General features: G+C 54.4%; 28 protein-coding genes. 18 read left to right on the top strand and 10 right to left on the bottom strand.

Features of this window, described 5'->3' with window-relative positions:
- Window positions 1-239 precede the first annotated feature (239 nt).
- Genes marR through marB form a run of 3 tightly spaced genes read left to right on the top strand, consistent with a single transcriptional unit; the run spans window position 240 to window position 1,325 of the window.
- Entirely contained in the window at window positions 240-674 is a 435-nt protein-coding gene (gene marR, locus ABIC80_RS06395) for a multiple antibiotic resistance transcriptional regulator MarR (protein ID WP_023478578.1), read from the top strand.
- Between the two features lie 18 nt (window positions 675-692).
- On the top strand, window positions 693-1,073 hold the full coding sequence (gene marA / locus ABIC80_RS06400) for an MDR efflux pump AcrAB transcriptional activator MarA (RefSeq protein ID WP_023478575.1): 381 nt from the start codon (window positions 693-695) through the stop codon (window positions 1,071-1,073).
- A 36-nt stretch (window positions 1,074-1,109) separates the two neighbouring features.
- On the top strand, window positions 1,110-1,325 hold the full coding sequence (gene marB / locus ABIC80_RS06405; protein WP_042715626.1) for a multiple antibiotic resistance protein MarB: 216 nt from the start codon (window positions 1,110-1,112) through the stop codon (window positions 1,323-1,325).
- A 38-nt stretch (window positions 1,326-1,363) separates the two neighbouring features.
- Here marB and eamA read toward each other — a convergent pair whose 3' ends face one another.
- Window positions 1,364-2,260 carry an O-acetylserine/cysteine exporter gene (gene eamA, locus ABIC80_RS06410; protein WP_312278685.1) on the bottom strand — a complete coding sequence of 299 codons (897 nt, stop codon included), beginning with the start codon at window positions 2,258-2,260 and terminating at the stop codon, window positions 1,364-1,366.
- A gap of 189 nt (window positions 2,261-2,449) precedes the next feature.
- Here eamA and ydeE point away from each other — a divergent pair, with 189 nt between their 5' ends.
- Entirely contained in the window at window positions 2,450-3,637 is a 1,188-nt protein-coding gene (ydeE, locus tag ABIC80_RS06415; RefSeq protein ID WP_242390018.1) for an efflux MFS transporter YdeE, read from the top strand.
- Window positions 3,638-4,358: 721 nt separating this feature from the next.
- On the opposite strand, the gene ABIC80_RS06420 is transcribed toward ydeE, so the two are convergent.
- Window positions 4,359-5,462, bottom strand: a complete 1,104-nt coding sequence (locus ABIC80_RS06420; RefSeq protein ID WP_429176104.1) for a cobalamin-independent methionine synthase II family protein — start codon at window positions 5,460-5,462, stop codon at window positions 4,359-4,361.
- A gap of 188 nt (window positions 5,463-5,650) precedes the next feature.
- Window positions 5,651-6,061 (bottom strand): rhodanese-like domain-containing protein, encoded by a 411-nt coding sequence (locus tag ABIC80_RS06425; protein WP_312424931.1) that lies wholly within the window; start codon window positions 6,059-6,061, stop codon window positions 5,651-5,653.
- Window positions 6,062-6,128: 67 nt separating this feature from the next.
- Here ABIC80_RS06425 and ftrA point away from each other — a divergent pair, with 67 nt between their 5' ends.
- Both ftrA and mgtS read left to right on the top strand, forming a co-directional pair.
- On the top strand, window positions 6,129-7,133 hold the full coding sequence (gene ftrA / locus ABIC80_RS06430) for a transcriptional regulator FtrA (RefSeq protein ID WP_429176495.1): 1,005 nt from the start codon (window positions 6,129-6,131) through the stop codon (window positions 7,131-7,133).
- A gap of 107 nt (window positions 7,134-7,240) precedes the next feature.
- Complete coding sequence (mgtS, locus tag ABIC80_RS06435; RefSeq protein WP_023481773.1) at window positions 7,241-7,333, top strand: protein MgtS; 93 nt, start codon at window positions 7,241-7,243, stop codon at window positions 7,331-7,333.
- A gap of 575 nt (window positions 7,334-7,908) precedes the next feature.
- Here the strand turns inward: mgtS and ABIC80_RS06440 are convergent.
- Both ABIC80_RS06440 and ABIC80_RS06445 read right to left on the bottom strand, forming a co-directional pair.
- Window positions 7,909-8,331 carry a hypothetical protein gene (locus tag ABIC80_RS06440; protein ID WP_200133064.1) on the bottom strand — a complete coding sequence of 141 codons (423 nt, stop codon included), beginning with the start codon at window positions 8,329-8,331 and terminating at the stop codon, window positions 7,909-7,911.
- 49 nt (window positions 8,332-8,380) lie between these two features.
- Entirely contained in the window at window positions 8,381-8,599 is a 219-nt protein-coding gene (locus ABIC80_RS06445) for a hypothetical protein (protein ID WP_042715639.1), read from the bottom strand.
- A 684-nt stretch (window positions 8,600-9,283) separates the two neighbouring features.
- Here ABIC80_RS06445 and ABIC80_RS06450 point away from each other — a divergent pair.
- The 3 genes from ABIC80_RS06450 (at window position 9,284) to ABIC80_RS06460 (ending at window position 12,072) form a co-directional block, all read left to right on the top strand.
- The gene (locus tag ABIC80_RS06450; RefSeq protein ID WP_232044993.1) at window positions 9,284-9,517 is read left to right on the top strand and encodes a hypothetical protein; all 234 of its coding nucleotides are present in this window, start codon (window positions 9,284-9,286) and stop codon (window positions 9,515-9,517) included.
- Between the two features lie 397 nt (window positions 9,518-9,914).
- On the top strand, window positions 9,915-11,333 hold the full coding sequence (locus ABIC80_RS06455; protein WP_429176107.1) for a phospholipase: 1,419 nt from the start codon (window positions 9,915-9,917) through the stop codon (window positions 11,331-11,333).
- A complete protein-coding gene (locus tag ABIC80_RS06460) occupies window positions 11,308-12,072 on the top strand; it encodes an ankyrin repeat domain-containing protein (RefSeq protein ID WP_429176108.1) in 765 nt (254 codons plus the stop codon). The genes ABIC80_RS06455 and ABIC80_RS06460 overlap by 26 nt, the downstream gene beginning before the upstream one ends.
- Before the next feature lie 46 nt (window positions 12,073-12,118).
- Here ABIC80_RS06460 and dcp read toward each other — a convergent pair whose 3' ends face one another.
- Window positions 12,119-14,164: a peptidyl-dipeptidase Dcp gene (dcp, locus tag ABIC80_RS06465; RefSeq protein WP_429176109.1), complete on the bottom strand. Its 2,046-nt coding sequence runs from the start codon at window positions 14,162-14,164 to the stop codon at window positions 12,119-12,121.
- A gap of 185 nt (window positions 14,165-14,349) precedes the next feature.
- On the opposite strand from dcp, the gene ydfG reads away from it, so the two are divergent.
- From ydfG to ydfZ, 3 genes are all read left to right on the top strand, one after another.
- A complete protein-coding gene (gene ydfG / locus ABIC80_RS06470; protein ID WP_023481428.1) occupies window positions 14,350-15,099 on the top strand; it encodes a bifunctional NADP-dependent 3-hydroxy acid dehydrogenase/3-hydroxypropionate dehydrogenase YdfG in 750 nt (249 codons plus the stop codon).
- Between the two features lie 90 nt (window positions 15,100-15,189).
- On the top strand, window positions 15,190-15,876 hold the full coding sequence (locus ABIC80_RS06475; RefSeq protein ID WP_200133066.1) for a GntR family transcriptional regulator: 687 nt from the start codon (window positions 15,190-15,192) through the stop codon (window positions 15,874-15,876).
- Window positions 15,877-16,040: 164 nt separating this feature from the next.
- Entirely contained in the window at window positions 16,041-16,244 is a 204-nt protein-coding gene (ydfZ, locus tag ABIC80_RS06480; protein WP_042715647.1) for a putative selenium delivery protein YdfZ, read from the top strand.
- A 52-nt stretch (window positions 16,245-16,296) separates the two neighbouring features.
- Here the strand turns inward: ydfZ and ABIC80_RS06485 are convergent, their stop codons facing one another.
- Window positions 16,297-17,760 (bottom strand): mannitol dehydrogenase family protein, encoded by a 1,464-nt coding sequence (locus ABIC80_RS06485; RefSeq protein WP_429176111.1) that lies wholly within the window; start codon window positions 17,758-17,760, stop codon window positions 16,297-16,299.
- Between the two features lie 225 nt (window positions 17,761-17,985).
- Complete coding sequence (locus ABIC80_RS06490) at window positions 17,986-18,312, bottom strand: YnfA family protein (RefSeq protein WP_042715656.1); 327 nt, start codon at window positions 18,310-18,312, stop codon at window positions 17,986-17,988.
- Window positions 18,313-18,446: 134 nt separating this feature from the next.
- Here ABIC80_RS06490 and ABIC80_RS06495 point away from each other — a divergent pair, with 134 nt between their 5' ends.
- Window positions 18,447-18,785, top strand: a complete 339-nt coding sequence (locus tag ABIC80_RS06495; protein ID WP_023481288.1) for a DUF1283 family protein — start codon at window positions 18,447-18,449, stop codon at window positions 18,783-18,785.
- A 48-nt stretch (window positions 18,786-18,833) separates the two neighbouring features.
- Window positions 18,834-19,394, top strand: coding sequence for a spermidine N1-acetyltransferase (speG, locus tag ABIC80_RS06500; protein ID WP_023481559.1), 561 nt, complete (start codon window positions 18,834-18,836; stop codon window positions 19,392-19,394).
- A gap of 76 nt (window positions 19,395-19,470) precedes the next feature.
- On the opposite strand, the gene ABIC80_RS06505 is transcribed toward speG, so the two are convergent.
- Both ABIC80_RS06505 and ABIC80_RS06510 read right to left on the bottom strand, forming a co-directional pair.
- The gene (locus ABIC80_RS06505) at window positions 19,471-19,929 is read right to left on the bottom strand and encodes a DUF1311 domain-containing protein (RefSeq protein WP_429176112.1); all 459 of its coding nucleotides are present in this window, start codon (window positions 19,927-19,929) and stop codon (window positions 19,471-19,473) included.
- Window positions 19,930-20,107: 178 nt separating this feature from the next.
- Entirely contained in the window at window positions 20,108-20,818 is a 711-nt protein-coding gene (locus tag ABIC80_RS06510) for a YnfC family lipoprotein (protein ID WP_200133070.1), read from the bottom strand.
- A gap of 191 nt (window positions 20,819-21,009) precedes the next feature.
- Here ABIC80_RS06510 and ABIC80_RS06515 point away from each other — a divergent pair, with 191 nt between their 5' ends.
- The 4 genes from ABIC80_RS06515 (at window position 21,010) to ABIC80_RS06530 (ending at window position 25,368) form a co-directional block, all read left to right on the top strand.
- Entirely contained in the window at window positions 21,010-21,291 is a 282-nt protein-coding gene (locus ABIC80_RS06515; RefSeq protein ID WP_023481755.1) for a DUF1161 domain-containing protein, read from the top strand.
- Between the two features lie 151 nt (window positions 21,292-21,442).
- Window positions 21,443-23,881 carry a selenate/tellurate reductase subunit YnfE gene (gene ynfE / locus ABIC80_RS06520; RefSeq protein WP_429176114.1) on the top strand — a complete coding sequence of 813 codons (2,439 nt, stop codon included), beginning with the start codon at window positions 21,443-21,445 and terminating at the stop codon, window positions 23,879-23,881.
- A gap of 10 nt (window positions 23,882-23,891) precedes the next feature.
- Window positions 23,892-24,509, top strand: coding sequence for a DMSO/selenate family reductase complex B subunit (locus ABIC80_RS06525; protein ID WP_042713039.1), 618 nt, complete (start codon window positions 23,892-23,894; stop codon window positions 24,507-24,509).
- 1 nt (window position 24,510) lies between these two features.
- A complete protein-coding gene (locus ABIC80_RS06530; protein ID WP_429176116.1) occupies window positions 24,511-25,368 on the top strand; it encodes a DmsC/YnfH family molybdoenzyme membrane anchor subunit in 858 nt (285 codons plus the stop codon).
- Window positions 25,369-25,427 lie beyond the last annotated feature (59 nt).

Genomic DNA, 25,427 nt, shown 5'->3' on the forward strand with positions numbered 1-25,427 from the left:
ACGTTTCACCTCTCCCCGGTTAACAACCCCGCCAGTATAGCCGCAACGCGGCGGCAAAAGCGCCTTCACTTATGCTGATAATGGGTAAAAGTTGCGTAAATTCAACTAGATGAAATTAAAAACATTCTTAAGCGTGAAAAGTTTTAGCAATTAGTGGCATCCGATACCCATTTGGTTGACTTATATTTGCCTGAGCAATAATATCTGCCGTGATTAAACTACTTGCCGGGGCAACCATTGTGAAAAGCACGAATGATCTATTTAACGACATCATTCCTTTAGGCCGCTTGATCCACATGGTTAACCAAAAAAAAGATCGTTTACTCAACGACTATCTTTCGCCGCTGGATATCACTGCCGCCCAGTTTAAGGTGCTCTGCTCTGTCCGCTGTGAAGGGTGTATTACCCCGGTTGAGTTGAAAAAAGTTCTCTCCGTCGACCTTGGCGCACTGACCCGCATGATGGACAGGCTGGTGTGCAAAGGGTGGATTGAACGCAGCCCGAATCCTAATGACAAGCGCGGCGTGCTGGTGCGATTAACACCTGAAGGCGCGACGCTCTGTGAGCAATGTCATCAATTAGTGGGTCAAGACCTGCATCAGGAATTAACAAAAAACTTAACCGCAGAAGAAGTGGCAACACTTGAGCATTTGCTTAAGAAAGTCTTGCCGTAAAAACAAAGAGGTATGACGATGTCCAGACGCAACACTGACGCTATTACCATTCATAGCATTTTGGACTGGATCGAGGATAACCTGGAGTCGCCGCTCTCCCTGGAAAAGGTGTCAGAGCGTTCGGGTTACTCTAAGTGGCACCTGCAACGGATGTTTAAAAAAGAGACTGGTCATTCACTGGGACAATACATTCGCAGCCGCAAGCTGACGGAAATTGCGCAGAAGCTCAAGGGAAGCAATGAGCCGATCCTGTATCTGGCGGAGCGTTACGGGTTTGAATCGCAACAGACCCTGACCCGCACGTTCAAAAACTATTTTGACGTGCCGCCGCATAAGTTCCGTGTCACGGATATGCCTGCGGAGTCCCGCTATCTCTATCCGCTAAATCACGCTTGTTAACTAATCGCCTGTAATTAAAGACGTATCGAGGAAAGTATGAAACGTATTACCTGTGCCGCAGCGGCATTTTTGGTGCTGCTGAGTGGCCAGAGTTATGCGGAGCAGTTTGATCACAGCAAAGGGCAAAGCGCCCGTGACGCCATGATCATACCCGCTGCCCAACAAACATCGCCGTATGACTTCAACCATATGGGGGCGGGAAGCGACAAATCTGACGAGTTAGGCGTAGCGTATTACCATCAACGCAGCTAACCGTTTTGCCCCGTACCGTGCGGGGCTTTTTTTTACCTTCAGTTTGCCTGTGCCGCCCGGCGCAGACGAAAACCAAACACATTGATATAGAGCCCGGCCATCACCAGCACGGCACCGGCCAGCTGCATCGCGGATAATTTCTCATCCAGCAGCAGGGCTGCACTTGCCATGCCAACCACCGGCACCAGCAGCGATAACGGCGCAACACGCCAGGTTTCATATCGCCCCAGCAGCGTTCCCCAAATTCCGTAGCCGAGAATGGTGGCAATAAATGCCAGATAGACCAGCGACAGCAGCGTCGTGGTATCGATCGCCACCACGCTTTCCAGCATCAGCGCCGGGCCGTCGAAAATCAGCGAGCAGACCATAAACGGCACAATCGGGATCAGCGCGCTCCACACCACCAGCGACATCACCGCCGGGCGCGAGCTGTGCTGCATAATTTTTTTATTGAAGATATTGCCGCAGGCCCAGCTAAAGGCCCCCGCCAGCGTGAGCATAAAGCCGAGCAGCGGAATATGTTGCCCTGTGAAGCTCGCCTGAATCAGCACCAGCACGCCCACGACCGCCAGCGCAATGCCGGCCAGCTGTTTGACTTGCAACCGTTCGCCAAAGATCCCCGCCCCGAGAATGATGGTGAAGAAGGCCTGCGCTTGCAGAACCAGCGAGGCTAATCCTGCGGGCATACCGAACTTGATAGCGCAGAAGAGAAACGCGAATTGCCCGAAGCTGATGGTCAGGCCATACCCGAGCAGCAGGCGCATCGGCACTTTGGGTCGGGCGACAAACAGCAACGCCGGGAAAGCGACCAACAGAAAGCGTAGCCCCGCGAGCATCAGCGGCGGCATGGCGTGCAGACCCACTTTGATCACCACAAAATTGAGGCCCCAGGCCACGACTACCAGCATTGCCAGCAGCACATCTTTACGCGCCATCTACGCCCCTTTTTGTTTACAAATTTGTAAAAAATTTACGTTAACTGAAAAAATAGTCCAGTAATAGATCATTAAATTCGGTAGGTCGTTTTTGGCACCTCCAGACAAATTGGCGGTTGTGCGCCTCAGTTTCGGCGTGTTATTGCTGTTGGCATCACAAAAACGAAAATAATCATGCCGGGTAAGAAAATGACCTCGACACAAACGCGCTCCACCGCCGCATTACTTTTTTCATCACTTTTGTTAACGATTGGCCGCGGCGCAACGCTGCCGTTCATGACTATCTACCTCAATCGCCAGTACGGCATGGCGGTCGATCAGGTCGGCTATGCGATGAGTATCGCCCTGACCATCGGCGTCATCTTCAGTCTTGGCTTTGGCATGCTGGCGGATAAGTTCGACAAAAAACGCTACATGTTGCTGGCAATTGTCGCCTTTATCGGTGGATTTGCCGCTATTCCGCTGACGCATCATGCTGGCCTGGTGGTGCTCTTTTTCGCCCTCATCAACTGCGCCTATTCGGTCTTTTCAACGGTGTTGAAGGCCTATTTTGCTGATACATTGCTGCCAGCGACGAAGGCGAAAATTTTCTCGCTCAACTACACCTTTCTCAATATCGGCTGGACCGTCGGGCCGCCGCTCGGCACCCTGCTGGTGATGCAGAGCATCAATCTGCCCTTCTGGCTGGCCGTGTTCTGCGCCGCATTTCCGCTGGTCTTTATTCAGCTCTATGTGCAGCGCATTGCCGTTGGCAGTGGTCACGATCCCGCCGCGGCCTGGTCTCCGTCGGTGCTGCTGAAGGATAAAGCGCTGGGCTGGTTTACCCTCTCGAACTTTCTCGCCTCGTTCGTTGCCGGCTCTTTTGCGTCCTGCCTGTCGCAGTATGTGATGGTGGTGGCCAGCAGTGAGTTCGCCGAGCGCGTGGTGGCGGTGGTTCTGCCGGTCAACGCAGCGATAGTCGTCACCTTGCAGTATGCCGTTGGGCGAAAGCTCACCCCTGGCAACCTGCGGCCGTTGATGGGGATTGGCACGCTCAGTTTTGTTATCGGTCTCGCGGGCTTTATGCTCTCTGGCGACAATTTATGGCTGTGGGGCCTCTCTGCCGCGGTCTTTACCCTCGGCGAGGTGATCTATGCCCCAGGCGAGTATCTGTTGATTGATAACATTGCGCCGCCGGGCATGAAAGCGACCTATTTCTCGGCGCAGGCGCTCGGCTGGCTGGGCGCGGCGATGAACCCATTGTTAACCGGCGTGATCCTCACCACGCTGCCGCCCTGGTCGCTGTTTGTTATCCTGATCGTCACCATTGTCATCGCGTGGCTGATGATGCTCAAAGGGATGCGCGTCCGGCCATGGGGCGTGTTGCAGACGCAATAAAGTGATGCCCGTCATTCCGGATCGCAACTGCGCCTTATTCGGCCTGCGGTAACGAAGCCGCTGAAACGGCGTAGGCCGGATAAGCGCCAGCGCCATCCGGCATTATCTTCCCGTACCCCTTGCCGGATGGCGGCTCCGCCTTATCCGGCCTACGGTAACGAAGCCCCTGGAACGGCGTAGGCCGGATAAGCGCCAGCGCCATCCGGCATTATCCCTGCCACACCATTGCCGGATGGCGGCTCCGCCTTATCCGGCCTACAAAAACGAGCCCACAGCGAAACCGATGCGGTTTTATATCTGCAATATCACAGCGAGGGGGTTGTGTCCCCGCTGAAATCGGCGAACCGAAGCGTGAATGACAAGGTCTGGACGCCATGGATGGCGGACAGAGGCGAACCGAGACAGGATGTCGAGTCGAGCCGGCCGCAGGCAGACACGCGGGAGGTGAGCGCAGTGCGCAGCACCGATTTCCTCGCGGGGCCGCGGGGATTGACAAGGGGAGCGCGGCCGCTTCCCTTGTCCCGTTCACCGCATAAGAGATTAATGAAACTCCCCAACGCCTGGTGAACGGAACCATTCCACCATGGTCACGCCATTGCCGGATGGCGCGTAAACGCTTATCCGGCCTACGCCGTTTCAGCGAGCTCCGTTTTTGTAGGCCGGATAAGGCGAAGCCGCCATCCGGCAATTGCGCAGCGGAGGCAAACCAGGACGGTGCCTGTTACCACACCTGCTCGGCGATATGGGTCACAAGCCGTACTTTCTCCCACTGCTGCTCTGGCGTCAGGGAATTGCCCTCTTCGGTTGAGGCGAAACCGCACTGCGGGCTGAGGCAAATCTGGCTGATATCAACATACTTCGCCGCTTCCTCAACACGCGCTTTCACCCCTTCCGGGTTCTCAAGCTCACCGTTTTTAGTGGTGATCAGACCCAAAACTACCTGCTGTTTGCCTGGGCGCACAAAGCGCAGCGGCGCAAAGTCACCGGAGCGGTCGTTGTCATACTCAAGGAAGAAGGCATCGACATTAACGCCGCCGAACAGCACCTCTGCTACCGGCTCGTAACCCCCTTCGGAGATCCAGGTCGAGCGGAAGTTGCCGCGGCAGACATGCAAACCAATGGTCAAATCTTCCGGCTTACCCTCCAGCGCCTTGTTCAGTACGCGGGCGTAAATGCGCGCCAGCTCTTCCGGATCGTCACCGCGGGCGACAATCTGCTTGCGCTGCACGTCAGAGCAGAGATAGGCCCAGACGGTATCGTCCAGTTGCAGATAGCGGCAGCCAGCGTCATAAAACGCGCGGATTGCATCGCGCCAGGTGGTGGCGAGATCGTCGAAATAGGCATCCAGCTCAGGGTATACCGTCGCGTCGATCACCTTACGGCCGCCGCGGAAGTGGAGCACGCTCGGGCTGGGGATGGTCATTTTCGGCTGCGCATCGCCGCTGATGCTCTTCAGATAGCGAAAATCTTCCAGCATCGGGTGGTCTTTGAAGCTCACTTTGCCTGTCACGCGCACGCCGTGTGCTTTAGTCTGCACGCCATTGAACTGGATCCCCTGCTCGGCTTCGAAAAGCTCAACGCCCTCCAGCCCGGCAAAGAAATCAAAATGCCACCAGGCGCGGCGAAACTCGCCATCAGTCACCACGTGCAGACCGCAGGCACACTGCTGTTCCACTACCTGACGAATCTCTTCGTTTTCAACATGACGCAGCTGATCGGCGCTGATTTCACCCTGCGCAAACTGCTGACGCGCCTGCTTAATGGCGTCGGGACGTAAAAAGCTGCCGACTACGTCTGCGCGGAACGGGGCCTGATGTCGCTGCATAACTCTCTCCTTATGCGCCGTGGCAGATGGTTGCCCGGCGTGATAATTCATTATTTGAACATTTAGACTTCTGGACGGCTAAATGTCCAAACAAAATGTCATACCGGGCGCACGGCGGCAAACGAGAAAATTTCACGTCCCATGAAAATTATTCATGTTCAGTGCAGAAAGATGAAATTAATCCCCGATCAGGCGGCGTGCTCTATCCCACTGGCGAAGCGAAAACCCTCATCTTGCCAACCGGTAATACCGCCGATCATGATCTTTACCGCCAGCCCAAGGCGCGCCAGCTTCAGTGCTGCGAAATCAGCCCCGTTGCAGTGCGGGCCTGCGCAGTAAACTACGAACAGCGTATCGGCGGGCCATTCGGCCATCCGCTCCGGCGTAATAGTGTTGTGAGGCAGATGGATCGCGCCCGGCAGATGGCGACGCGCAAACGCATCCGGGCTGCCGACTACGTGCAGTAAGACAAAATCTTTCTCGTTATGGGTCAGGGCGTGGTGCACATCCGCGCAGTCCGTCTCGACGCTCAGGCGGTGCATAAAGTGGCTGGCGGCTTCTTCCGGGGAGGCGGCGGGAATATCGGTTACATAGCTCATCGTCTTTTCTCCGTGGTTGTGTTAACACTAATCTAACCAAAACAGCGCGCCCTGAATGCGCCCTTCTCTGCCAGATAACACCAGGATAATGACAACTTTACGACACCCTGCGGCCCGCCATCGCGTGGTCGCCCTCGCCTATGACGGGCTCTGTACCTTTGAATTTGGCGTCGCCGTGGAAGTGTTTGGCCTGCCGCGCCCGGAGATGGGCGATAAGTGGTATGACTTTGCCGTTGCCGCCGTTGATGCGGGCGAACTGCGCGCTACCGGCGGCATTCGCATTATGGCGGAAGGCGGTCTTGAACTGCTTGCTGAGGCCGATACCGTGGTCATCCCCGGCTGGCGCGGCGCCAATCACCCGGTTCCGCCCGCCTTATGCCGTGCGTTACAGCAAGCCTGGCAGCGCGGCTGTCGTATCATCTCGATCTGTTCTGGGGTGTTTGTGCTGGCGGCCGCGGGCTTACTTAACGGACGTAAGGCCACCACGCACTGGCGCTATACCGACCTGTTACGTGAACACTATCCGGCCATCGTTGTGCTGGACGACGCTCTCTATTATGACGAGGGGAATGTGATGACCTCGGCGGGCAGCGCGGCGGGGATCGATCTCTGCCTGCATGTGGTGCGCGAGGATTTTGGCATTGAGGCAGCGAATAGCGTCGCCAGACGACTGGTGGTGCAGCCTCACCGTGACGGCGCGCAAACCCAGCACCTGGCTCGCCCGGTGGCGCGAACACGTGAAAGCCGCCAGCTCGGTCTGCTGTTTGATTATCTGCACCAGCACCTGGCGGGCAACCATACGGTCGCCGCGCTGGCGCAGCGCACCGCCATGAGCGAGCGCACTTTTCTGCGTCGTTTTCAGGAAGCCACCGGCACCACGCCCGCACGCTGGATATTGCACGAGCGGTTGCTGCGCGCGCAGTCACTGCTGACGCAAACGCGGATGAGCATTGAGCTTATCGCCCGTCACAGCGGGTTCGCTAACGCCGCCTCGCTGCGCCACCATTTTCAACAGCAGCACGCCCTGTCGCCCGCGGCGTACCGGAAAAAATTTACCGAAGCGGTGAATTAATTCACATTATTAAGCGTTTGTTGATATTTAGCAGGCTATTATCTCTCCATTGCAGCGATAAAATTTTCAAGTGAGGCAAATCAGTGAAATAAATGGAGAGGTACAAAATGGGAAATATGCATGTATTTATGGCGGTTCTGGGCATTATTTTGTTTTCAGGTTTTTTAGCCGCTTATTTTAGCCATAAATGGGACGATTGATGAACGACGATAATCCCCCACCGCGACGGCTTCTTACATTATGTGTAAGAAGCCGTTTTTGCTTTATCTGGCGCAAAAAAAAACCGCCGGTTATGGCGGTCAATGCTTGCATGGATAGATTTGTGCTTATTGTTACACGCTAACTCGTTTTTCAATGTTAACGGGCTGGTGTCACTTTATCAGTAACAACCTCAACAGAACCTAAACGACGCCTGCCATTACCGCTTCATCAGGGGAAATCATCGAAACGATTGCCTGACCTTAATTGACGTTTTTATTTGAAAATAAAGAGGATATATCCCTTTTAAACGGGTTGCCGTGTTAGGGTGGTTTCTCAATTCATCAGACCGGAGGGGTTATCCCCAATCTCAAATTTACGTGCCCGGTTTGCAGCAGCCACAAGTTTACTTTTACAACTTATTGTTCCGATAAACTTCCTTCGCACGGGGCAATTTGCTCAGTGTGTGGCGCGCGACTTACTGCGTTAACCTGTATTCCTGCACTCAGAAGACGACGCTGGCCGAAAAATGTTTTATAAAAAATGGGGCCCTTTTTGTGGCCCCGTTTTTTTGCATTTATGCGTTTTTCGCTTTGCCCAATGAAAACCCGCTGACTTTCGCAATATGCACTCGTAATATTGTGCCCTTTACACTTGTCCAGCCGCCATTACCTGTCATCCATGAGGGATCTTTAATATGCAGGTAGTTAAGTGGAATCTCATGCTCGTCGTCGACGCGGTAATCTTCTGCCAGCTGATCGAAAAAAGTAGCGATAGGATTTTTAATATCCTCATCGCCAGCAACAGAACGAATCGCCTGCGCCGTCGACAGCGCATACTCTCTACCTGATACCAGTTCACCTGCCACTACCTGTCCGCCTACCACCAGCGTGACTACCATGCTTGCGCCAAGGTTTGCGCAGGAGACCAGATGCGACAGCGCGCTGTCCTGCGTGCTGATAGTCGGCGTAGCGGCTGTTACTTCACGTTCTGTTTCCATGGATACCTCCACATACAGGCAAAAAAAACCGCCCGAAGGCGGTTAGGGTTTAATGAAACTGGCGAATAGCTTGCTCCGTCTCCTGCTGGGTGACCAGATCGGAGAAACGGGCGACGAAGTAGGTCTCGCCGTCGAGCTCCCACGGCTCGATCGGGATTTCCAGAAAAGCGCTTTGCTCATTTTTAAAGGTGACCGATTTGGCGTTATCTTCCACGGACACCTGCTCAACCTTACCACCGGCGCGAATTACCACTACATTTTTGGTCATGTCGGTTACCTCAGTTGCTTAAATTGCCTTCGACATTAACACAGCCATGCTCATCATGCCTGCGCCATGCCATAGATTGTTAAGCGCTAAAAATTAGGTCCTATAATTTGGCTTAATGAGAGGGATAACGCTACGGCGGGAAACGTGAGGTAGGCCACACTTTCGCAATTGTGTGGGTATAAAAAGGCGGCAAAAAGCCAGAGACCGGCCAAATAACCCGTCTCTGGCTAAGGATATTTCGGTGATGCCGGGTGCCTCCCGGTGAGCGCGCGCCAGCCCGCACAACTCGCTTTCACCCCAAAAGATGTGGCTGGTAGCCCCTCCGCGTAGGGGGATTCATCACCACGCTTAACGTTATTAAGCGAAGGGAGAACGGTCAATGCTCGTGCGGGTTATGTAAGTTTTTAAAGCGCAAACGTTTATCGAGAGGCGGTAACGCAGAGATGAGAAAAGGTAGCCTCGCTCGCAATGCGTCGTCGCGCAGCACCTGAAAATTCCGCGCTCTAAATTTTTGATAAAGAATAGCGGTTAACTGGTCGATAACGGTTAACAGGAGACGTTCGCGAACGCTGACAGGATCAAATCCGTTGATTACCACAAGATCTGGGCGTTTAGCTCGTTCAGGTGATCTGAAGAATTTTCAATTTAATCAGTACGATGTATTACAGCATTTCTTAAGGAGAGATGATGAAGACAACCGAAGAAGCGATTAACGATCTGCAGTGTCGCGCTTTAGCCTATGAAGTCATTTTCCAGTCCATCTTCTCTGAGCTGCCGCAGGTGTTCATTGAAAGAGCCGCTGAGAAGATTGAAGGTAACTTCAAAGCATTCGAAACCGGTACGCACTCTGATGCAGGAAAAGCCAAGCTTGATGCGGCAAAAGCCGTTGTTTCGCGCATCATGGGAACAAAGATTTAACCGCCCTGACATGTTGCTTATGAAGTCGTGCGGTTTGAAACAGCGTTGCCTTCTCATCTGAAGAGTTCGTTAATCACTGGCAGGGGCGATCTCGCTGCTGCCAGCGGTTTACCTATGTTGATAATGTTTATTACGGGTGAACCTTTGGCGACACGCCATGTTCGCCATATTGTTGTATGCCCCTCTCCAGGACATTTAAAGCTATACCATTACTCCCCCACCAGAATCGTCAGGTTACCTGCCTGTAAATTTCTGCAAGAATTTATATACTTCTTTACCGGGGCGGGCAGCCGTTGTTCAACAACCAGCCATCAAGAGCCCTACTGGGTAATCATTTATGTTCAGGGGAACAAATGCATACCACTAAATGGAATGGCGTCTTCCGGGAGTCGGTATCATGACAAGTTACATGTTATTGACCTATATTCTCGAAGAAAAAGTCGATCCGTCTCAGTTTCAATTTATTGTTCAACCTCACCTTGCAGTGCAAAGAATCAGAACAATGCCGCCTTCATCGGTGAGCTCACTGTTTAGCCGCCCGGAGAGTCTACGCTCGCGCAATGGTGCCAATCCCTATCAGGCGGGTCGCGATGTACGCACGCTCGCTGCCGTCGATCTTGAGCGTGGTGCGATGGTTGCTATCGATAGTAGTTCGGGAATGTGGTCGCCGGTGACGGCAGCGTTTTTTATTGATAATGACGGGAGCCTGCAGCTTTTTTCGTCTCACCTGTCCGTCACTTATCCGGTCAAATCAATCATCCGTCGCTATGAAGAGATGGTCAGCACATTTGGCAAACGCCCCTCTCCAACCGTTATGCCGCAAAGTCAGCTAACGCGCTCTGATGCAGCAATGCGGGGTGAAGCACCCAGCGTGGCCGGTGCCCGTAGTAGCCGAACGGATGAACCTCTCCGGCCACTGACCAAAGCTGAGCGCTGGCAGGAGCGAAAAAATCTCATCAGTAAAGGCAAGTATGGACAGTTTCCCGATGCGCAGGCCGCAGCTAACCGTCTGGCAGAGAACAATGTTGCCGTTGAAAAAGCGAAACTCGCTCAGAATGTTTATGGCCGAGCCGGGCAACCTATCAATGCGCTGGAAACCATGCCGGATGTGCCAGAGGGATGGGTCGATATAAGCAATGATGAAAATGCACTGGCATCGCTTGGCTTGAAACGCGAGATGCTGTTTGACAAGGCAGTGGAGCCTAATTTCTTCAGTCGTGTTTACGCCCCTGACCACTATGTCTTCGGGGATGATATGAAACCAACGCTTGTTTTTAGGGGAACGCGTCCAGATAAGATGCTGGACTGGGGTAATAATCTTGCCCAGGGAGGAGGCTTTGACTCATCCTATTATGAAAAAGCGGTCAATCTGGGTCGGGCAATCTCTGAGAGTGGAAGCAACGTTGACATTGCTGGGCATTCCCTTGGTGGCGGTCTGGCTTCAGCGGCCGGCTTGTCCAGCGGTCAGCCAACCTGGACGTTTAACGCCGCAGGGTTGAATAATGGTACTGTTGAAAAATATGGTGCCCAGCGTATCGGTGACGGTTCGGCAATATCCGCTTACAGGGTCAATGGCGAGATGCTGACTAAAATTCAGGAAGTTAGTCTTACCGACCTGATTGAAGCCCAATTTGATACGGCAGCTTTCGCCGTTAAAGCGGGCTTTTCAAACATGTTTCCTGATGCCATCGGCAAATCCCATGCGCTACCAGGTGGTGTTGGCGATATGCTGGATAAGCACGGTATGTCGCAGGTTATTGATTGTATCGAAGCACAAAAGGATGAGGATATTGGAATCATTAAAAGTCGGTATTAGCATGAAAAAACTGGTATTTACTCTCCTATTTTCGTTTCTTTTAGTACTGACATCGGCGTGCAATGATATGAAAAAAATAGAACCTGAGAAACACTTTACTGGCCCGCAATTAGCCCTGGCTAAAGCTATTGAGGCGGCGGATCGTGACTCCGTTAGCAGCCTGTCAAAAGAGACCGATCTGAATACTCCCGGAAAAGAGCAACTCACCCTGCTCTTTTTTGCTCTGAATGAAGCTATGTATAACGATAACTCGCCAGAAAGGCTGGATATTGTCACAGACCTTGTCCGCGCTGGCGCAGATGCGCAGCAAGCTCAGCCGAATATGCCGGGCACTCCCGCGCAGATGATGGCAATGAGCGATAGAGATATCTGGTTAAAAGCGATGCTGGATGGTGGCCTTGATCCTAATTCACGGGACAAATTACTTAACGTGCCGCTTATTTTCTCAGCAGTGAGTTCAAAAAATATCGATACACTTACACTTTTAATTGAGCGGGGAGCGGATGTAAATGTCCGGGATAGTCTGGGTAACACTCCCCTTGTCGACGCATTTTTAAAGGATGATTTGGATAAAGTTCTCTTTATGCTGGATCACGGCGCTAATCCAGACGTAGTTAATAAACAAGGACGCTCTTTCAAACAGATAGTTGACAGGCATCTTCAGCGAATTAAGCAAGGCACTGAATATTACGAAAAGGTTCAGCAATTAAAAGAAAAACTTGCGAGCACGCCTCACTGACATACTGGCAGGAACCCCCTTTTAATAAGCGGATTCCTGCCACCTCTTAGTTGCTTAAACCCCGGTTTTTCAGCATCGGCTCGATCTGCGGATCGTGTCCGCGCCACTGGCGGTAGAGTTTAGCTAAATCCGTGCTATTGCCGCGCGACAAAATGGCGTCACGGAATTTCTGCCCGTTTTCACGGCTTAGCCCGCCCTGCTCAACGAACCACTGATAGCCATCGTCGGCGAGCATTTGCGTCCATAAATAGGCGTAATACCCTGCGGCATAACCGCCGCCGAAGATATGGGAAAAATAGCTGCTGCGATAGCGCGGCGGTACGGCGGCCAGGTCGAGCTTCTCTTTGGCAATGGCCTGCGCTTCGAAGCTTGCCACATCGTTGACATCCGCATTCGCCGCCAGCCCATGCCAGTTCATATCCAGCAACGCCGCGCTCAGCAGTTCGGTCATGTCATAGCCTTTATTAAACTGCGTAGCGCGCAGCATCTTGTCGCGCAGGGCATCCGGCATCGGCTCGCCGCTTTGGTAGTGGCGGGCGTAATGGGCAAACACCTGCGGCTGGCTGGCCCAGTGCTCGTTGATCTGCGACGGGAACTCAACAAAATCGCGCGGCGTGTTGGTGCCGGAGAGGCTGGCGTAGCGCTGGCTGGCGAATAGCCCGTGCAGCGTATGGCCAAACTCGTGGAAAGTCGTAATCACCTCATCCCAGGAGAGCAGCGCAGGCTGTCCATTGGTCGGTTTCTGGTAGTTGCAGACGTTGTAGATAACCGGCTGCGTGCCGTTAAGCGTCGACTGCTCGATAAAGTTACCCATCCAGGCGCCGCCGCTTTTCGAGTCGCGGGCAAAGAAATCGCCATAAAAGAGCGCCAGCCCGCGATCGTCAGCATCAAAAATTTCCCATACACGTACATCCGGGTGATAAACGGGGATATCAAACCGCTCCTGAAAACGGATGCCGAACAGCTGGCTTGCCGCCCAGAATACCCCCTCCGTTAATACCGTGTTCAACGCGAAGTAGGGTTTAATCTGCGTCTCGTCGAGATCGTACTTCGCCATGCGGACCTGTTCTGCGTAAAAAGCCCAGTCCCAGGCCTGAGCGGTGAACCCGCCCTGCTGGTTATCAATAACCTGCTGAATATCTGCCAGCTCACGCTCAGCACGCGCACGGGCAGCCGGTGCGATGTTGCGCATAAACTCCAGCGCCGCCTGGGGCGTACCGGCCATCTGATCGGCGATCTTCCAGCTGGCGAAATCATCAAAGCCGAGCAGATGCGCCTGCTCGGCACGCAGGCTGGCAAGGCGCAGCACCAGCGCACGCGTATCGTTAGCATCATTGCGCTCGGTACGCAGCCAGCTGGCTTTGAACAGGTTCTCTCGCGTCTGACGATCGCGCAGTACGGCCAGCGCCGGTTGCTGAGTGGTGTTAAGCAGCGTTAACAGCCAGCGGTTCTCCAGCCCTTTAGCCCTCGCCGCTTCGGCGGCATGCTCAATCTCTTCAGCACTCATGCCATCGAGCTGGCGTACATCATCCACCACCAGGCCGCCCGCTTTATCCGCCGCCAGCAGGCGCTGATTAAACTGGCTAATCAGGGACGCCGCTTCGGTATTGAGCGCTTTCAGCGTCGCTTTATCCTGCTCATCCAGCATCGCGCCCGCCAGCACAAAACGCTGATAGGTCACTTCTGCCAGACGCGCCGATTCAGCGTCGAGGTTAGCGGTATCAAGGCTTTTCCATACCGCTTCAACGCGGTCAAAAAGCTGCTCATCAAGATAAATGTCGTTCGCCAGCCCCGCTAACTCCGTGGAGAAGGCTTCATCCAGTTGCTGGAGGAAATCATTGGTATCCGCCGAGGTCATGGCAAAAAAGACGCTGGTCACATAAGTGAGCAAAGCACCACTTTGCTCCAGCGCCAGGATGGTGTTGTCGAAGTCCGCAGGCTTGCTGTTTTGCGCGATTGCCGCGATCTCGTCGCGTTTTTGCCTCACCCCTTCATCAAAGGCCGGGCGATAGTGCTCCTGCTCAATAAGATCGAAAGGTGGCGCCTGATATGGCAGCGGGCTGGCAGTAAAAAAGGGATTAGAGACCGACATAGTTTGCTCCTGAATGCGGTAAGTCTCCTCAGAGTAGGCATCCACCGCGCGCGGCGCAATCCTTTCTCATCCCTGCACAAGCCACCATTTTTTGCCACACTCTTTAACAGTCAAAACTTGTATTGCCGCCTCTGTGCGGTGCATGCTATGTGACGACATCACAAAAATCGTTGAGGAACAATGACATGATTATTCTTGTTACCGGGGCAACCGCAGGGTTCGGCGAGAGCATTACCCGCCGTTTTATTCAAAATGGTCACCACGTGATCGCGACCGGCCGCCGCCAGGAGCGTTTGCAGGAGCTGAAAGAGGAGCTGGGCGAGAATCTCTACACCGCGCAGCTGGATGTGCGTAACCGCGCGGCGATCGACGAGTTTATCGCTGCCCTGCCCGCGCAGTGGCGCGAGATTGACGTACTGGTCAATAACGCCGGGCTGGCGCTGGGCATGGAGCCTGCCCACAAAGCAAATGTGGATGACTGGGAAACGATGATCGACACCAACAATAAAGGGCTGGTCTATATGACCCGCGCCGTGCTGCCAGGCATGGTCGAGCGCAATCGCGGTCATATTATCAACCTTGGCTCAACGGCCGGTAGCTGGCCTTACGCGGGCGGCAACGTCTACGGCGCGAGCAAAGCCTTTGTGCGCCAGTTCAGCCTCAACCTGCGCACCGATCTGAGCGGTACCGCGGTGCGTGTGACCAATATCGAGCCGGGTCTGGTTGGCGGCACCGAGTTCTCCAACGTGCGCTTTAAAGGCGATGACGATAAAGCGACGAAAACCTACGAAAACACCACCGCGCTGAGCGCGGAAGATGTGACCGAAGCGGTGTGGTGGGTGGCGACACTGCCGAAGCATGTCAATATCAACACACTTGAGATGATGCCGGTCAGCCAGAGCTATGCCGGTCTGAGCGTGCACCGCCAGAGCTGATGCTTCCCGCCCGGCCTGCGGGCCGGGTATGGGATGTGCGCAGAAACAATGGTATGGTAGCCGGGTTAACCCTTTAAAAAGTAAGAGCGAATGGCCGCCGAAACGCAACTCAATCCTACGCAACCCGTTAATCAACAGATCTATACCATCCTGCGACGGGATATTGTCCACTGCCTGATCCCACCGGGCACGCCGCTCTCTGAAAAAGAGGTGTCGGTGCGTTTTGACGTCTCCCGCCAGCCGGTGCGTGAAGCTTTTATCAAGCTCGCGGAAAACGGGTTGATTCAGATCCGCCCCCAGCGTGGAAGCTACGTTAACAAAATCTCCCTCACCCACGTGCGCAACGGTTGTTTTGTCCGTCAGGCGATAGAGTGCGCCGTGGCCCGTCGCGCCGCGCAGATGATAGATGACAGCGCCTGTTATCAGCTTGAGCAGAATCTCCACCAGCAGCGGATCGCCATTGAGCGTAAGCAGCTGAATGATTTCTTTGAACTGGATGATGATTTTCACCACAAGCTGGCGTTGATCGCTGATTGCCAGCTGGCATGGGATACGATTGAAAACATCAAGGCAACGATTGACCGTGTGCGCTATATGAGCCTCGATCATGTTTCGCCACCGGAGATGCTGCTGCGCCAGCACCAGGCGATTTTCGACGCGCTGGAAAAACGCGACGCCGATGCGGTTGAGCATGCGATGACGTTGCATCTGCAGGAGATCAGCGAGTCGGTTAAAACCATTCGCCAGGAAAATCGCGACTGGTTCAGCGAAGAGTAATCCCCCTCTTTTTCCCTTATCAGGTCACCTTTTTTGCCAGAAAAAAGTGTGACCTTGATCAAAAGCAAAAACTCATCATCTCAGTGGCGTATTTATAGGGCGTCCGTTTTGGGGCCATCTTCTGCCCCGGTTCGCTTTATGGATATTATCAAGGAGAAACCATCATGATGACTTATGACCGTAACCGTAACCCTATCACCACCGGCTCACGCGTAATGATTAACGGCACAGGCCGTATCGGCAAAATCGTCGCTATTCACGCCGAGGGGTTAAGCGCTGAAAAAGTGCGCCGTAACAAAACGGTGGAAGTGGAAGGGTGTGAAGGCAAATTCGAGCCGGTAGAGCTGATCCGCCTCGGCCTGCACTGATCGGCAAAACATGATGAAGATGAGTGCCGCCGCTGCGGCACTCGTCGCTTAGTTACAGCCCGGCAGCAAATTGCGCGACCGTCGCTTTTGCCCCTTTCGCCAGCAGCATCTGATACGCCTTCTGCACCTGCGCTACGAAAGCCCTCTCCTTTGGCAGCTCGCGGCCAAAGATCGCCTCAATGCCCAGCAACGCCTCCACGCGCGCTTCGCCTTCAGCGCTGCTGTTCACCGCTTTATGAATAACCGCAAGCAGCGGATCGCATACCTCAATCGCCTGCCCCTGCTCGTCAACGCCACCGACATAGCGCATCCAGCCCGCGACGCCTAACGCCAGCAGTGAGAAATTGCTGCCCTGCGCCAGATGCCAGCGCACAGAATCGAGCATACGCTGCGGCAGTTTCTGACTGCCGTCCATGGCGATCTGCCAGGTGCGGTGACGCAGCGCGGTGTTGCTGTAACGCGCGATCAGCAGATCGGCGTAGTGTGCCAGATCGACACCTTCAACTTTCAGCGTCGGCGCCTGTTCGCGCAGCATCAGCGCATGTGCTGCACGGCGGTAGTGTTCATCTTCCATGCATTCGTTGATGTGCTGATAACCCGCCAGATAGCCGAGATAAGCGAGGAAGGAGTGACTGCCGTTCAGCATGCGCAGCTTCATCTCTTCAAAGGGCACCACATCACTCACCAGCTCAGCCCCCGCTTTCTCCCATGCCGGGCGGCCTGCGACAAAATTATCTTCAATCACCCACTGGCGGAACGGTTCACAGGCGACGCCCGCCGGATCGCGCACGCCGGTAAGCTGTTCGATCTTCTCAAGGGTTTCCGCCGTCACTGCCGGGACGATACGATCGACCATCGTGGAGGGAAAGGTGACGTTCTCTTCAATCCAGCGCGCCAGCGCGGCGTCCACCGTGCGGGCATAGGCGCAGACAACGTTGCGCGTCACGTGGCCGTTTTCCGGCATGTTGTCGCAGGACATCACGCTGAACGGCGGTAAACCTGCGGCTTTGCGACGCGAAAGCGCTTCGACAATCACCCCGGCGGCGGATTGTGGCTGATGCGGGTTTTGCAGATCGGCTGCGATCAACGGGTGATCGAGCATCAGCTCCCCGGTTGCCGGTGAGTGGCAGTACCCTTTCTCGGTGATGGTCAGCGAAACAATGGCGACCTGCGGCTCACACATGGCATCCAGCACCGTTTCCAGCCCGTCCACCTGCGCATGCAGCGCGCGTTTCGCCACGCCAACCACGCGCGCGGTCCACGCATCGGCGGACATCTCCGCCACGGTGTAGAGATTATCCTGCTGTTTCAGATCGGCAATCTGCTGCTCGCCGCCGATAAGATTAACTTCGCAGTAACCCCAGTCGCTGCCGTGCTCTGCGGCGAGGATATCGGTATAGACCGACTGATGCGCGCGGTGGAATGCGCCAAAACCAAGATGCACGATGCGCGCAACCAGCTTGCTGCGATCGTACTGAGGTAGTGTGGCTTTCGCCGTTAACAGCCTGTTATCCATGGTGAGACTCATCTTATTAAATGAAACAGTGGTTCACTAGATTAAGGCGTCGCTAAAACCCGACTATGATTTGCGACAGGATTTGCTGACTACACCAACTAGAATGGTAACCAAATGTGTCATAGATCTGCTCATCATTATGTGAAGAAAGAAAAGGTTGTGCAGAAAGATAACAGGCTCCACTCCCCAGCCAGGTCAATGGGGAGGGAAATCACCACGCAGTTGTTAGCTTCGCGACCAGCCCGCGACGATGATCAACATGCCGCACAGCGCAACCCCTGCGCCGAGCCAGTCATAAACGGTTAGCTTTACCCCTTCAACAACCCGTAGCCAGAGAAGCGCGGTACAGACGTAAACCCCGCCGTAAGCGGCATAGACACGCCCGCTGGCAACCGGGTGGAGCGTCAGCAGCCAGACAAAAAGCGCCAGTACGATGGCGGCAGGAATCAGCAGCAGTGGTGAGCCGTCGCGTTTTAGCCACAGCCAGGGCAAGAAACAGCCTACAATTTCACACAGAGCGGTGACAAAAAAGAGCAGCGTAATTTTCAGCATAGTCAGGTCGTTTATTGAAAATAGGTTGAACCATCTTACCTGATAATGCTCTTACAGTCGGTTTCGCCCCGGTATGCTGGCAGGCGGAGATCGCTTAGAATAGAGACGTTTTTCCTCACTTAAGGACCATTGCCATGACTTCTACACTTAGCAAACGCCTGTGCCTGACCGCAATGCTGACGCTGGGTGCCATTGTGTACACCACTTCCGCACTGGCTGAAACCAACCGCCTGGTGATCGAATCGGGCGACAATGCGCAGTCCCGTCAATCCGCCGCGATGGAAAAAGAGCAGTGGAACGACACCCGCAGCCTGCGCCACAAAGTCAATAAACGCGTCGAGAAAGAGTGGGACAAAGATGATGTCGCCTTCGATGCGCGCGACAACTGCCAGAAAAGCAGCAACCTGAATGCGTACTGGGAACCTAATACCCTGCGCTGCCTGGATCGCCGCACCGGGCGTGAAGTTCGTTAATCTCGTCGGGCGCGCTGCGCCCGCCTTCATCTCAGAGAAAGGATTTTTATGAGTGACGACTATCCCGTTCGTCTCCGCCCGCTTGAGCGCGAAGACCTTCGTTTTGTCCATCAGCTCGACAACAACGCCAGCGTAATGCGCTACTGGTTTGAAGAGCCCTATGAAGCCTTCGTTGAACTCTCCGATCTTTACGACAAACATATCCACGATCAGAGCGAGCGCCGTTTCGTCGTCGAGTGTAATGGCACCAACGCCGGTCTGGTGGAACTGGTTGAAATTAACCATGTGCACCGCCGCGCGGAGTTTCAAATCATTATCTCGCCGGAATTCCAGGGCAAAGGGCTGGCGTCTAAAGCCGCCAAGCTGGCGATGGATTATGGTTTTACGGTATTAAACCTCTATAAGCTCTATCTCATCGTTGATAAAGAGAATGAGAAAGCGATTCACATCTACCGCAAGCTGGGTTTTCAGGTGGAGGGGGAATTAATTCACGAGTTCTTTATTAATGGCGAATACCGCAACACCATCCGCATGTGTATTTTTCAGCAGCACTATCTGCAGGAACATAAAACCAGCGGCAGCACGCTGTTAAAACCCACCGCGCAATAAGCGCGGTGAGCGGACAGCATCAATAATACTCGATGGTGTTTTTGATGCTGTATTTATGCGTCACGCGATTGCTCCGTTATTTATCATCTGCATGAAGCATTTTTATCTCTTCCGCATGCCTTCGATTAAGGTTGATCTGACATTGGTAGATAGAAGGCCAGTAGTCATAGGCATCTTCACCAATTTGCGAACCCACGCCCAGGCAAAAATCATTACGATAACTTTTCCATGACTGTTGGGATTCCAGAAAGTGCTTACTAAAAACATCACCAATAGTCAGTTCTGCATTATTGCTTTTGTAGACCGGTCCCGTGTTATTTTTCTTTATCTGCTTTACTGTTTTTTCAATTAGCAGATCAAGACTCTTATTACTTTTATCATTCAACTCGTGCAGACACGTAGCAGCTTGACCACGATCTTGCTGATTACGCCAACAACTGTCTATTTCTGGCCCTTCAGAAATATCACGGTTATCAGCACTGAAAACAGCTGGTGATGCCATCATGATAAGGAAAATTATTGCTGTTTTTTTCATCGAAAGCACCTTTCCCTGCGTTCCAGGACTCATCATGCATTAATGCTGGATTACCTCGAATGAAATTATCAGAGAGATTTTCCCTGGTATTGCTGCATTGATTAAGCATGCTACTTTACTGAAGCGAGAGAGCAGCACTATTAACCCACCGCGCAATAAGCGCGGTGAGCGGACAGCATCAATAATACTCGATGGTGTTTTTGATGCTGTATTTATGCGTCACCTGCGGCGTTACGCTCTCATCAACAATCTCCAGGCTACAACTCAGCGGATTGTCATGTTTGTCGTAGTCGCAGGTCTGCTGCACTTTACTCAGCGGCTTATCATTGAGCGTACTTACCGCGGCATAATCGAGCTTCTTGCGCTTATCTTTAGCCGGCGTGGAGGCAACATCGAGATGCACATCTTTTGAAGTGGTTGATTTGCCCAGCGGGTAGCCTTCATCATCATAGCGATACTTCACTTCCATATCTTTGCCTGATGCGCGCACCACAAAGCCGTTATCGTCGGTGTCCCAGGTGACACCCGCCGACGGGAATTCTGCCAGCTGGCATTTCCCCTGCAGCCGCAGACGCTTCTCCTGCGTTTCGGCTTCGATATAGTAGTTGGCATCCAGTACCAGCGATACGCCGCTATTGTTCTCCAGATCGTGAAGTTCGAGCGTATCGAAACAGCCCTCTTTCGACAGCGTTCCGCTGACGCGCTTCGTCACTTCACCCTTATCGTTAAGCAGGGTCTGACTAAAGTTTTTTACCGCACCGCGCAGAGGATCAAAATCGAATTCATTCGAAAAACTTGCCATCTCCGGCGTGAATGCCACCGGGCCTTTTTCCTCATCACATCCGGCCAAAACCAGGGCCAGAGAGATAAGTAATAACTGTTTTTTCAAAGGTTCCACCACAGTTTTCTTTAGAATGGCGCTTATATTAGCAAAACATTTACCCGATAGCGTAATGAGTTAGCGACTTCCTTATCGGGTATCTGCGGAATTTCACATACAGCTAAGATGATTCAGAGATTTACCTTTTGTCGAAAAGAGAAGTGCTAAGCTTAAAGCGCACAATAAATAAGGAGACAAGCATGCACTATTCACGTTGGCTGTGCGCAGCACTGCTGGTAGGTTCTGTTCCTGCTTTCGCCGCGCCGGATTCATGCGAACGCGTAAAAACGGATATCCAGCAAAAGATTATTAATAATGGCGTCCCGGAGTCCGGGTTCGAATTGACCGTGGTGCCAAACGATCAAGCTGAACAGGCGGGCGGACAGGTAGTTGGCCACTGCGCCAATGATACCTACAAAATTATCTACGCCCGTAATGGCGGCGCATCATCTCAGAACGAAAACAGTAACAGCAATCAGTAAAATCTAATCCCCCTGATTTCCAGGGGGACTCCCCTCTCTTTGATCGTGCATAACATTCCCCTACTCCTTAATGATTACCATACCTCCATCATTAGCCTGCTTTTAATTTTCGCGGGTAAGTTTTTATTTAAAAATAATAATGGAGTGAGTCATGTCGAAGACGGAATATGCCGGGGGTATCAGCCGACGAACGCTGGTAAAGTCGACCGCCCTCGGATCGTTAGCGCTGGCAGCAAGCAGTTTTTCTCTTCCGTTTGGTATGCGCTCCGCCGCTGCCGCGGTGCAACAGGCGATGCAACCCGCACCGGATAAAGTGGTCTGGGGAGCCTGCTCGGTCAACTGCGGCAGCCGCTGCGCCCTGCGTCTGCATGTGCGCGATGAGGAGGTCTACTGGGTCGAAACCGATAACACCGGCGAAGATCAGTATGGCAACCATCAGGTGCGCGCCTGCCTGCGCGGCCGCTCTATCCGGCGGCGTATCAATCACCCGGATCGCCTCAACTATCCGATGAAACGCGTCGGCAAACGCGGCGAAGGCAAGTTTCAGCGCATCAGCTGGGACGAAGCCCTCGACACCATCGCCAGCCGCCTGAAAGGGGTGGTGGACAAATATGGCAACGAAGCGGTCTATATCAACTACTCCTCCGGCATCGTCGGCGGCAACATTACCCGCTCATCCCCTTCCGCCTCGCTCGTCGCCCGCCTGATGGCGATGTACGGCGGCTTTCTCAACCAGTATGGCACCTACAGCACGGCGCAGATCGCCTGCGCGATGCCCTACACATACGGCTCAAACGAAGGGAACAGCACCTCCGATATTGAAAACAGCAAGCTGGTGGTGATGTTTGGCAACAACCCGGCGGAGACCCGCATGAGCGGCGGCGGCATTACCTACTTTCTCGAGCAGGCGCGCGAACGCTCCAATGCGCGAATGGTGGTGATTGATCCGCGCTATACCGATACCGCCGCCGGACGCGAAGATGAGTGGGTGCCGATCCGTCCCGGCACCGACGCCGCGCTGGTCGCCGGTATGGCCTGGGTACTTATCAGCGAAAACCTGGTCGATCAGCCCTTCCTCGATAACTACTGCGTCGGCTACGACGAGAAAACCCTGCCCGCCGGTGCACCGGCAAACGGCCACTACAAAGCCTATATTCTCGGTCAGGGCGATGACGGCGTAGCAAAAACGCCGCAGTGGGCATCGCGCATTACCGGCATCCCGGCAGACAAAATCATCAAGCTCGCCAGAGAGATTGGCAGCACCAAACCGGCCTATATCTGCCAGGGCTGGGGCCCGCAGCGGCAGGCCAACGGCGAACTGACCGCCCGTGCGATCGCCATGCTGCCGATCCTCACCGGCAATGTCGGCATTAACGGCGGCAACAGCGGCGCGCGGGAGTCAACCTACACCATTACTATCGAACGGATGCCGATGCCGGAGAACCCGGTAAAAACCGCCATCTCCTGCTTTAGCTGGACCGACGCCATCGCCCGCGGGCCGGAGATGACGGCGACGCGCGACGGCGTGCGCGGTAAAGAGAAGCTCGATGTGCCGATTAAGTTCATCTGGAACTATGCCGGTAACACCCTCGTCAACCAGCACGGCGATATTAACCGCACTCACGATGTGCTGCAGGATGAGAGCAAGTGCGAGACGATCGTGGTGATTGAGAACTTTATGACCTCGTCGGCGATGTATGCCGATATCCTGCTGCCGGATCTGATGACCGTTGAGCAGGAGGATATTATCCCCAACGACTACGCCGGCAACATGGGCTACCTCATCTTCCTGCAGCCGGTCACCGCGCCGAAGTTCGAGCGCAAAGGCATCTACTGGATCACCAGCGAGATCGCCCGCCGCCTTGGGCCGGATATCCACCAGCGCTTCACCGAAGGGCGCACGCAGGAGGAGTGGCTGAAATACCTCTACGCCAGAATGGTAGAGAAAGATCCCGCGCTGCCCTCCTACGAGGCGTTGAAAGCGATGGGTATCTACAAACGCAAAGATCCGAACGGCCACTTCGTGGCCTATAAAAAATTCCGCGATGATCCGCAGGCCAACCCGCTGAAAACGCCGTCGGGCAAAATTGAGATCTACTCCAGCAAGCTGGCGGAGATCGCAAGCCATTGGGAGCTGCAAAAGGATGAGGTGATAAGCCCGCTGCCGGTCTATGCCTCCACCTTTGAAGGCTGGGACGATCCGGCACGCGCCACCTTCCCGCTGCAACTCTTCGGCTTTCACTACAAAGCACGCACCCACTCCAGCTACGGCAACATTGATGTGCTGAAAGAGGCCTGCCGCCAGGAGGTGTGGATCAACCCGCTTGATGCCGAACGGCGCGGGATTAAGAACGGCGATCTGGTGCGCGTGTTTAACGACCGTGGCGAAGTGCGGATTGCGGCGAAAGTGACGCCGCGCATTATGCCGGGCGTCAGCGCCATGGGTCAGGGTGCGTGGCACCAGGCGGATATGGCGGGCGATCGCGTCGATCACGGCGGCTGCGTCAATACGCTGACCACGCATCGCCCTTCGCCGCTGGCGAAAGGCAACCCGCAGCACACCAATCTGGTCGACATTCAAAAGGTTTGAGGAGTAGCCGATGAGCACCCAGTATGGATTTTTTATTGATTCCGCCCGCTGCACCGGTTGTAAAACCTGCGAACTGGCCTGTAAAGATTACAAAGATTTAACCCCGGACGTCAGTTTTCGCCGCGTCTATGAGTACGCGGGCGGCAACTGGCAGGAGGATAACGGCGTCTGGCAGCAAAACGTCTTTGCCTACTATCTCTCCCTCTCCTGTAACCACTGTGAGGATCCGGCATGCACCAAAGTCTGCCCGAGCGGCGCGATGCATAAACGCGAAGATGGTTTTGTAGTGGTCGACGAAGAGGTCTGTATCGGCTGCCGCTACTGCCATATGGCCTGTCCGTACGGCGCGCCGCAATACAATGCGGCGAAAGGGCATATGACCAAGTGCGACGGTTGCCACGAGCGCGTGGCAGAGGGCAAAAAGCCGATCTGCGTCGAGTCCTGCCCGCTGCGCGCCCTTGATTTTGGTCCGATTGAGACGCTGCGTAAAAAGCACGGCACGCTGGCGGCGGTCGCGCCCATTCCGGCGGCGCACTTTACCCGGCCAAATATTGTCATCAAACCCAACGCCAACAGCCGCCCGACCGGGGACACAAGCGGCTATCTGGCTAATCCACAGGAGGTATGAAATGGGAAACGGATGGCATGAATGGCCGCTGGTGCTCTTTACGGTGCTCGGTCAGTGTGTGGCGGGCGGTGTGATTGGCACCGGCCTGGTATGGATGGCCAATGAGGGCGATCGCCGCGGTCAGTTGCATATTGTCCGCAGCCAGTTTTTCCTCTGGCTGCTGATGGGCATCGGCTTTGTCGCCTCGATGATGCACCTCGGCTCACCGCTGCGCGCCTTTAACTCCCTAAACCGTATTGGCGCCTCTGCGTTGAGTAATGAGATTGCCGCTGGATCGCTCTTTTTTGCCATCGGCGGCATCTGGTGGCTGCTGAACTGGCTCGGCAAAATGCCTGCTGGCCTTGGGCGCATCTGGCTGCTGATCAGCATGGTCTCTGGCGTGCTGTTTGTCTGGGCGATGACGCGGGTCTATCAGATTGAGACCGTGCCGACCTGGCATAACGGCTACACCACCGCCAGCTTCTTCCTCACCATGCTGATTGGCGGCCCGCTGCTCGCCGCACTGCTGCTGCGCCTTGTCGGCATACGCTTTCCGGCCTCCCGTTTTGCGGCGATAAGCGCGATCGCGCTGCTGGCAAGCGCAGCGGTGGTGATGATACAGAGCATGCAGCTTGGCGAAACCCACTCTTCCGTGCAGCAGGCTACAGCGCTGATCCCGGATTACGGCTTACTCCAGGCGCTGCGACTGCTGCTTTTAGCACTGGGGCTGGGCTGCTGGATCTGCCCGCTGGTGCTACGCAGGCAGCCGCGCGTCAGTAGCCTGCTGGTTGGGTTTGTGCTGGTGGTTGCCGGGGAGCTGATTGGCCGCGGCCTCTTTTACGGGCTGCATATGACCGTTGGCGTCGCCGTTGCCGGGTGATCGATTACGGGGCCGGATAGCGGTGAACGCTTGTCCGGCCTTCGGCACTTTTTCGGGAA

Source organism: Kosakonia sp. 1610 (assembly GCF_050435845.1).
GTDB lineage: Bacteria > Pseudomonadota > Gammaproteobacteria > Enterobacterales > Enterobacteriaceae > Kosakonia > Kosakonia cowanii.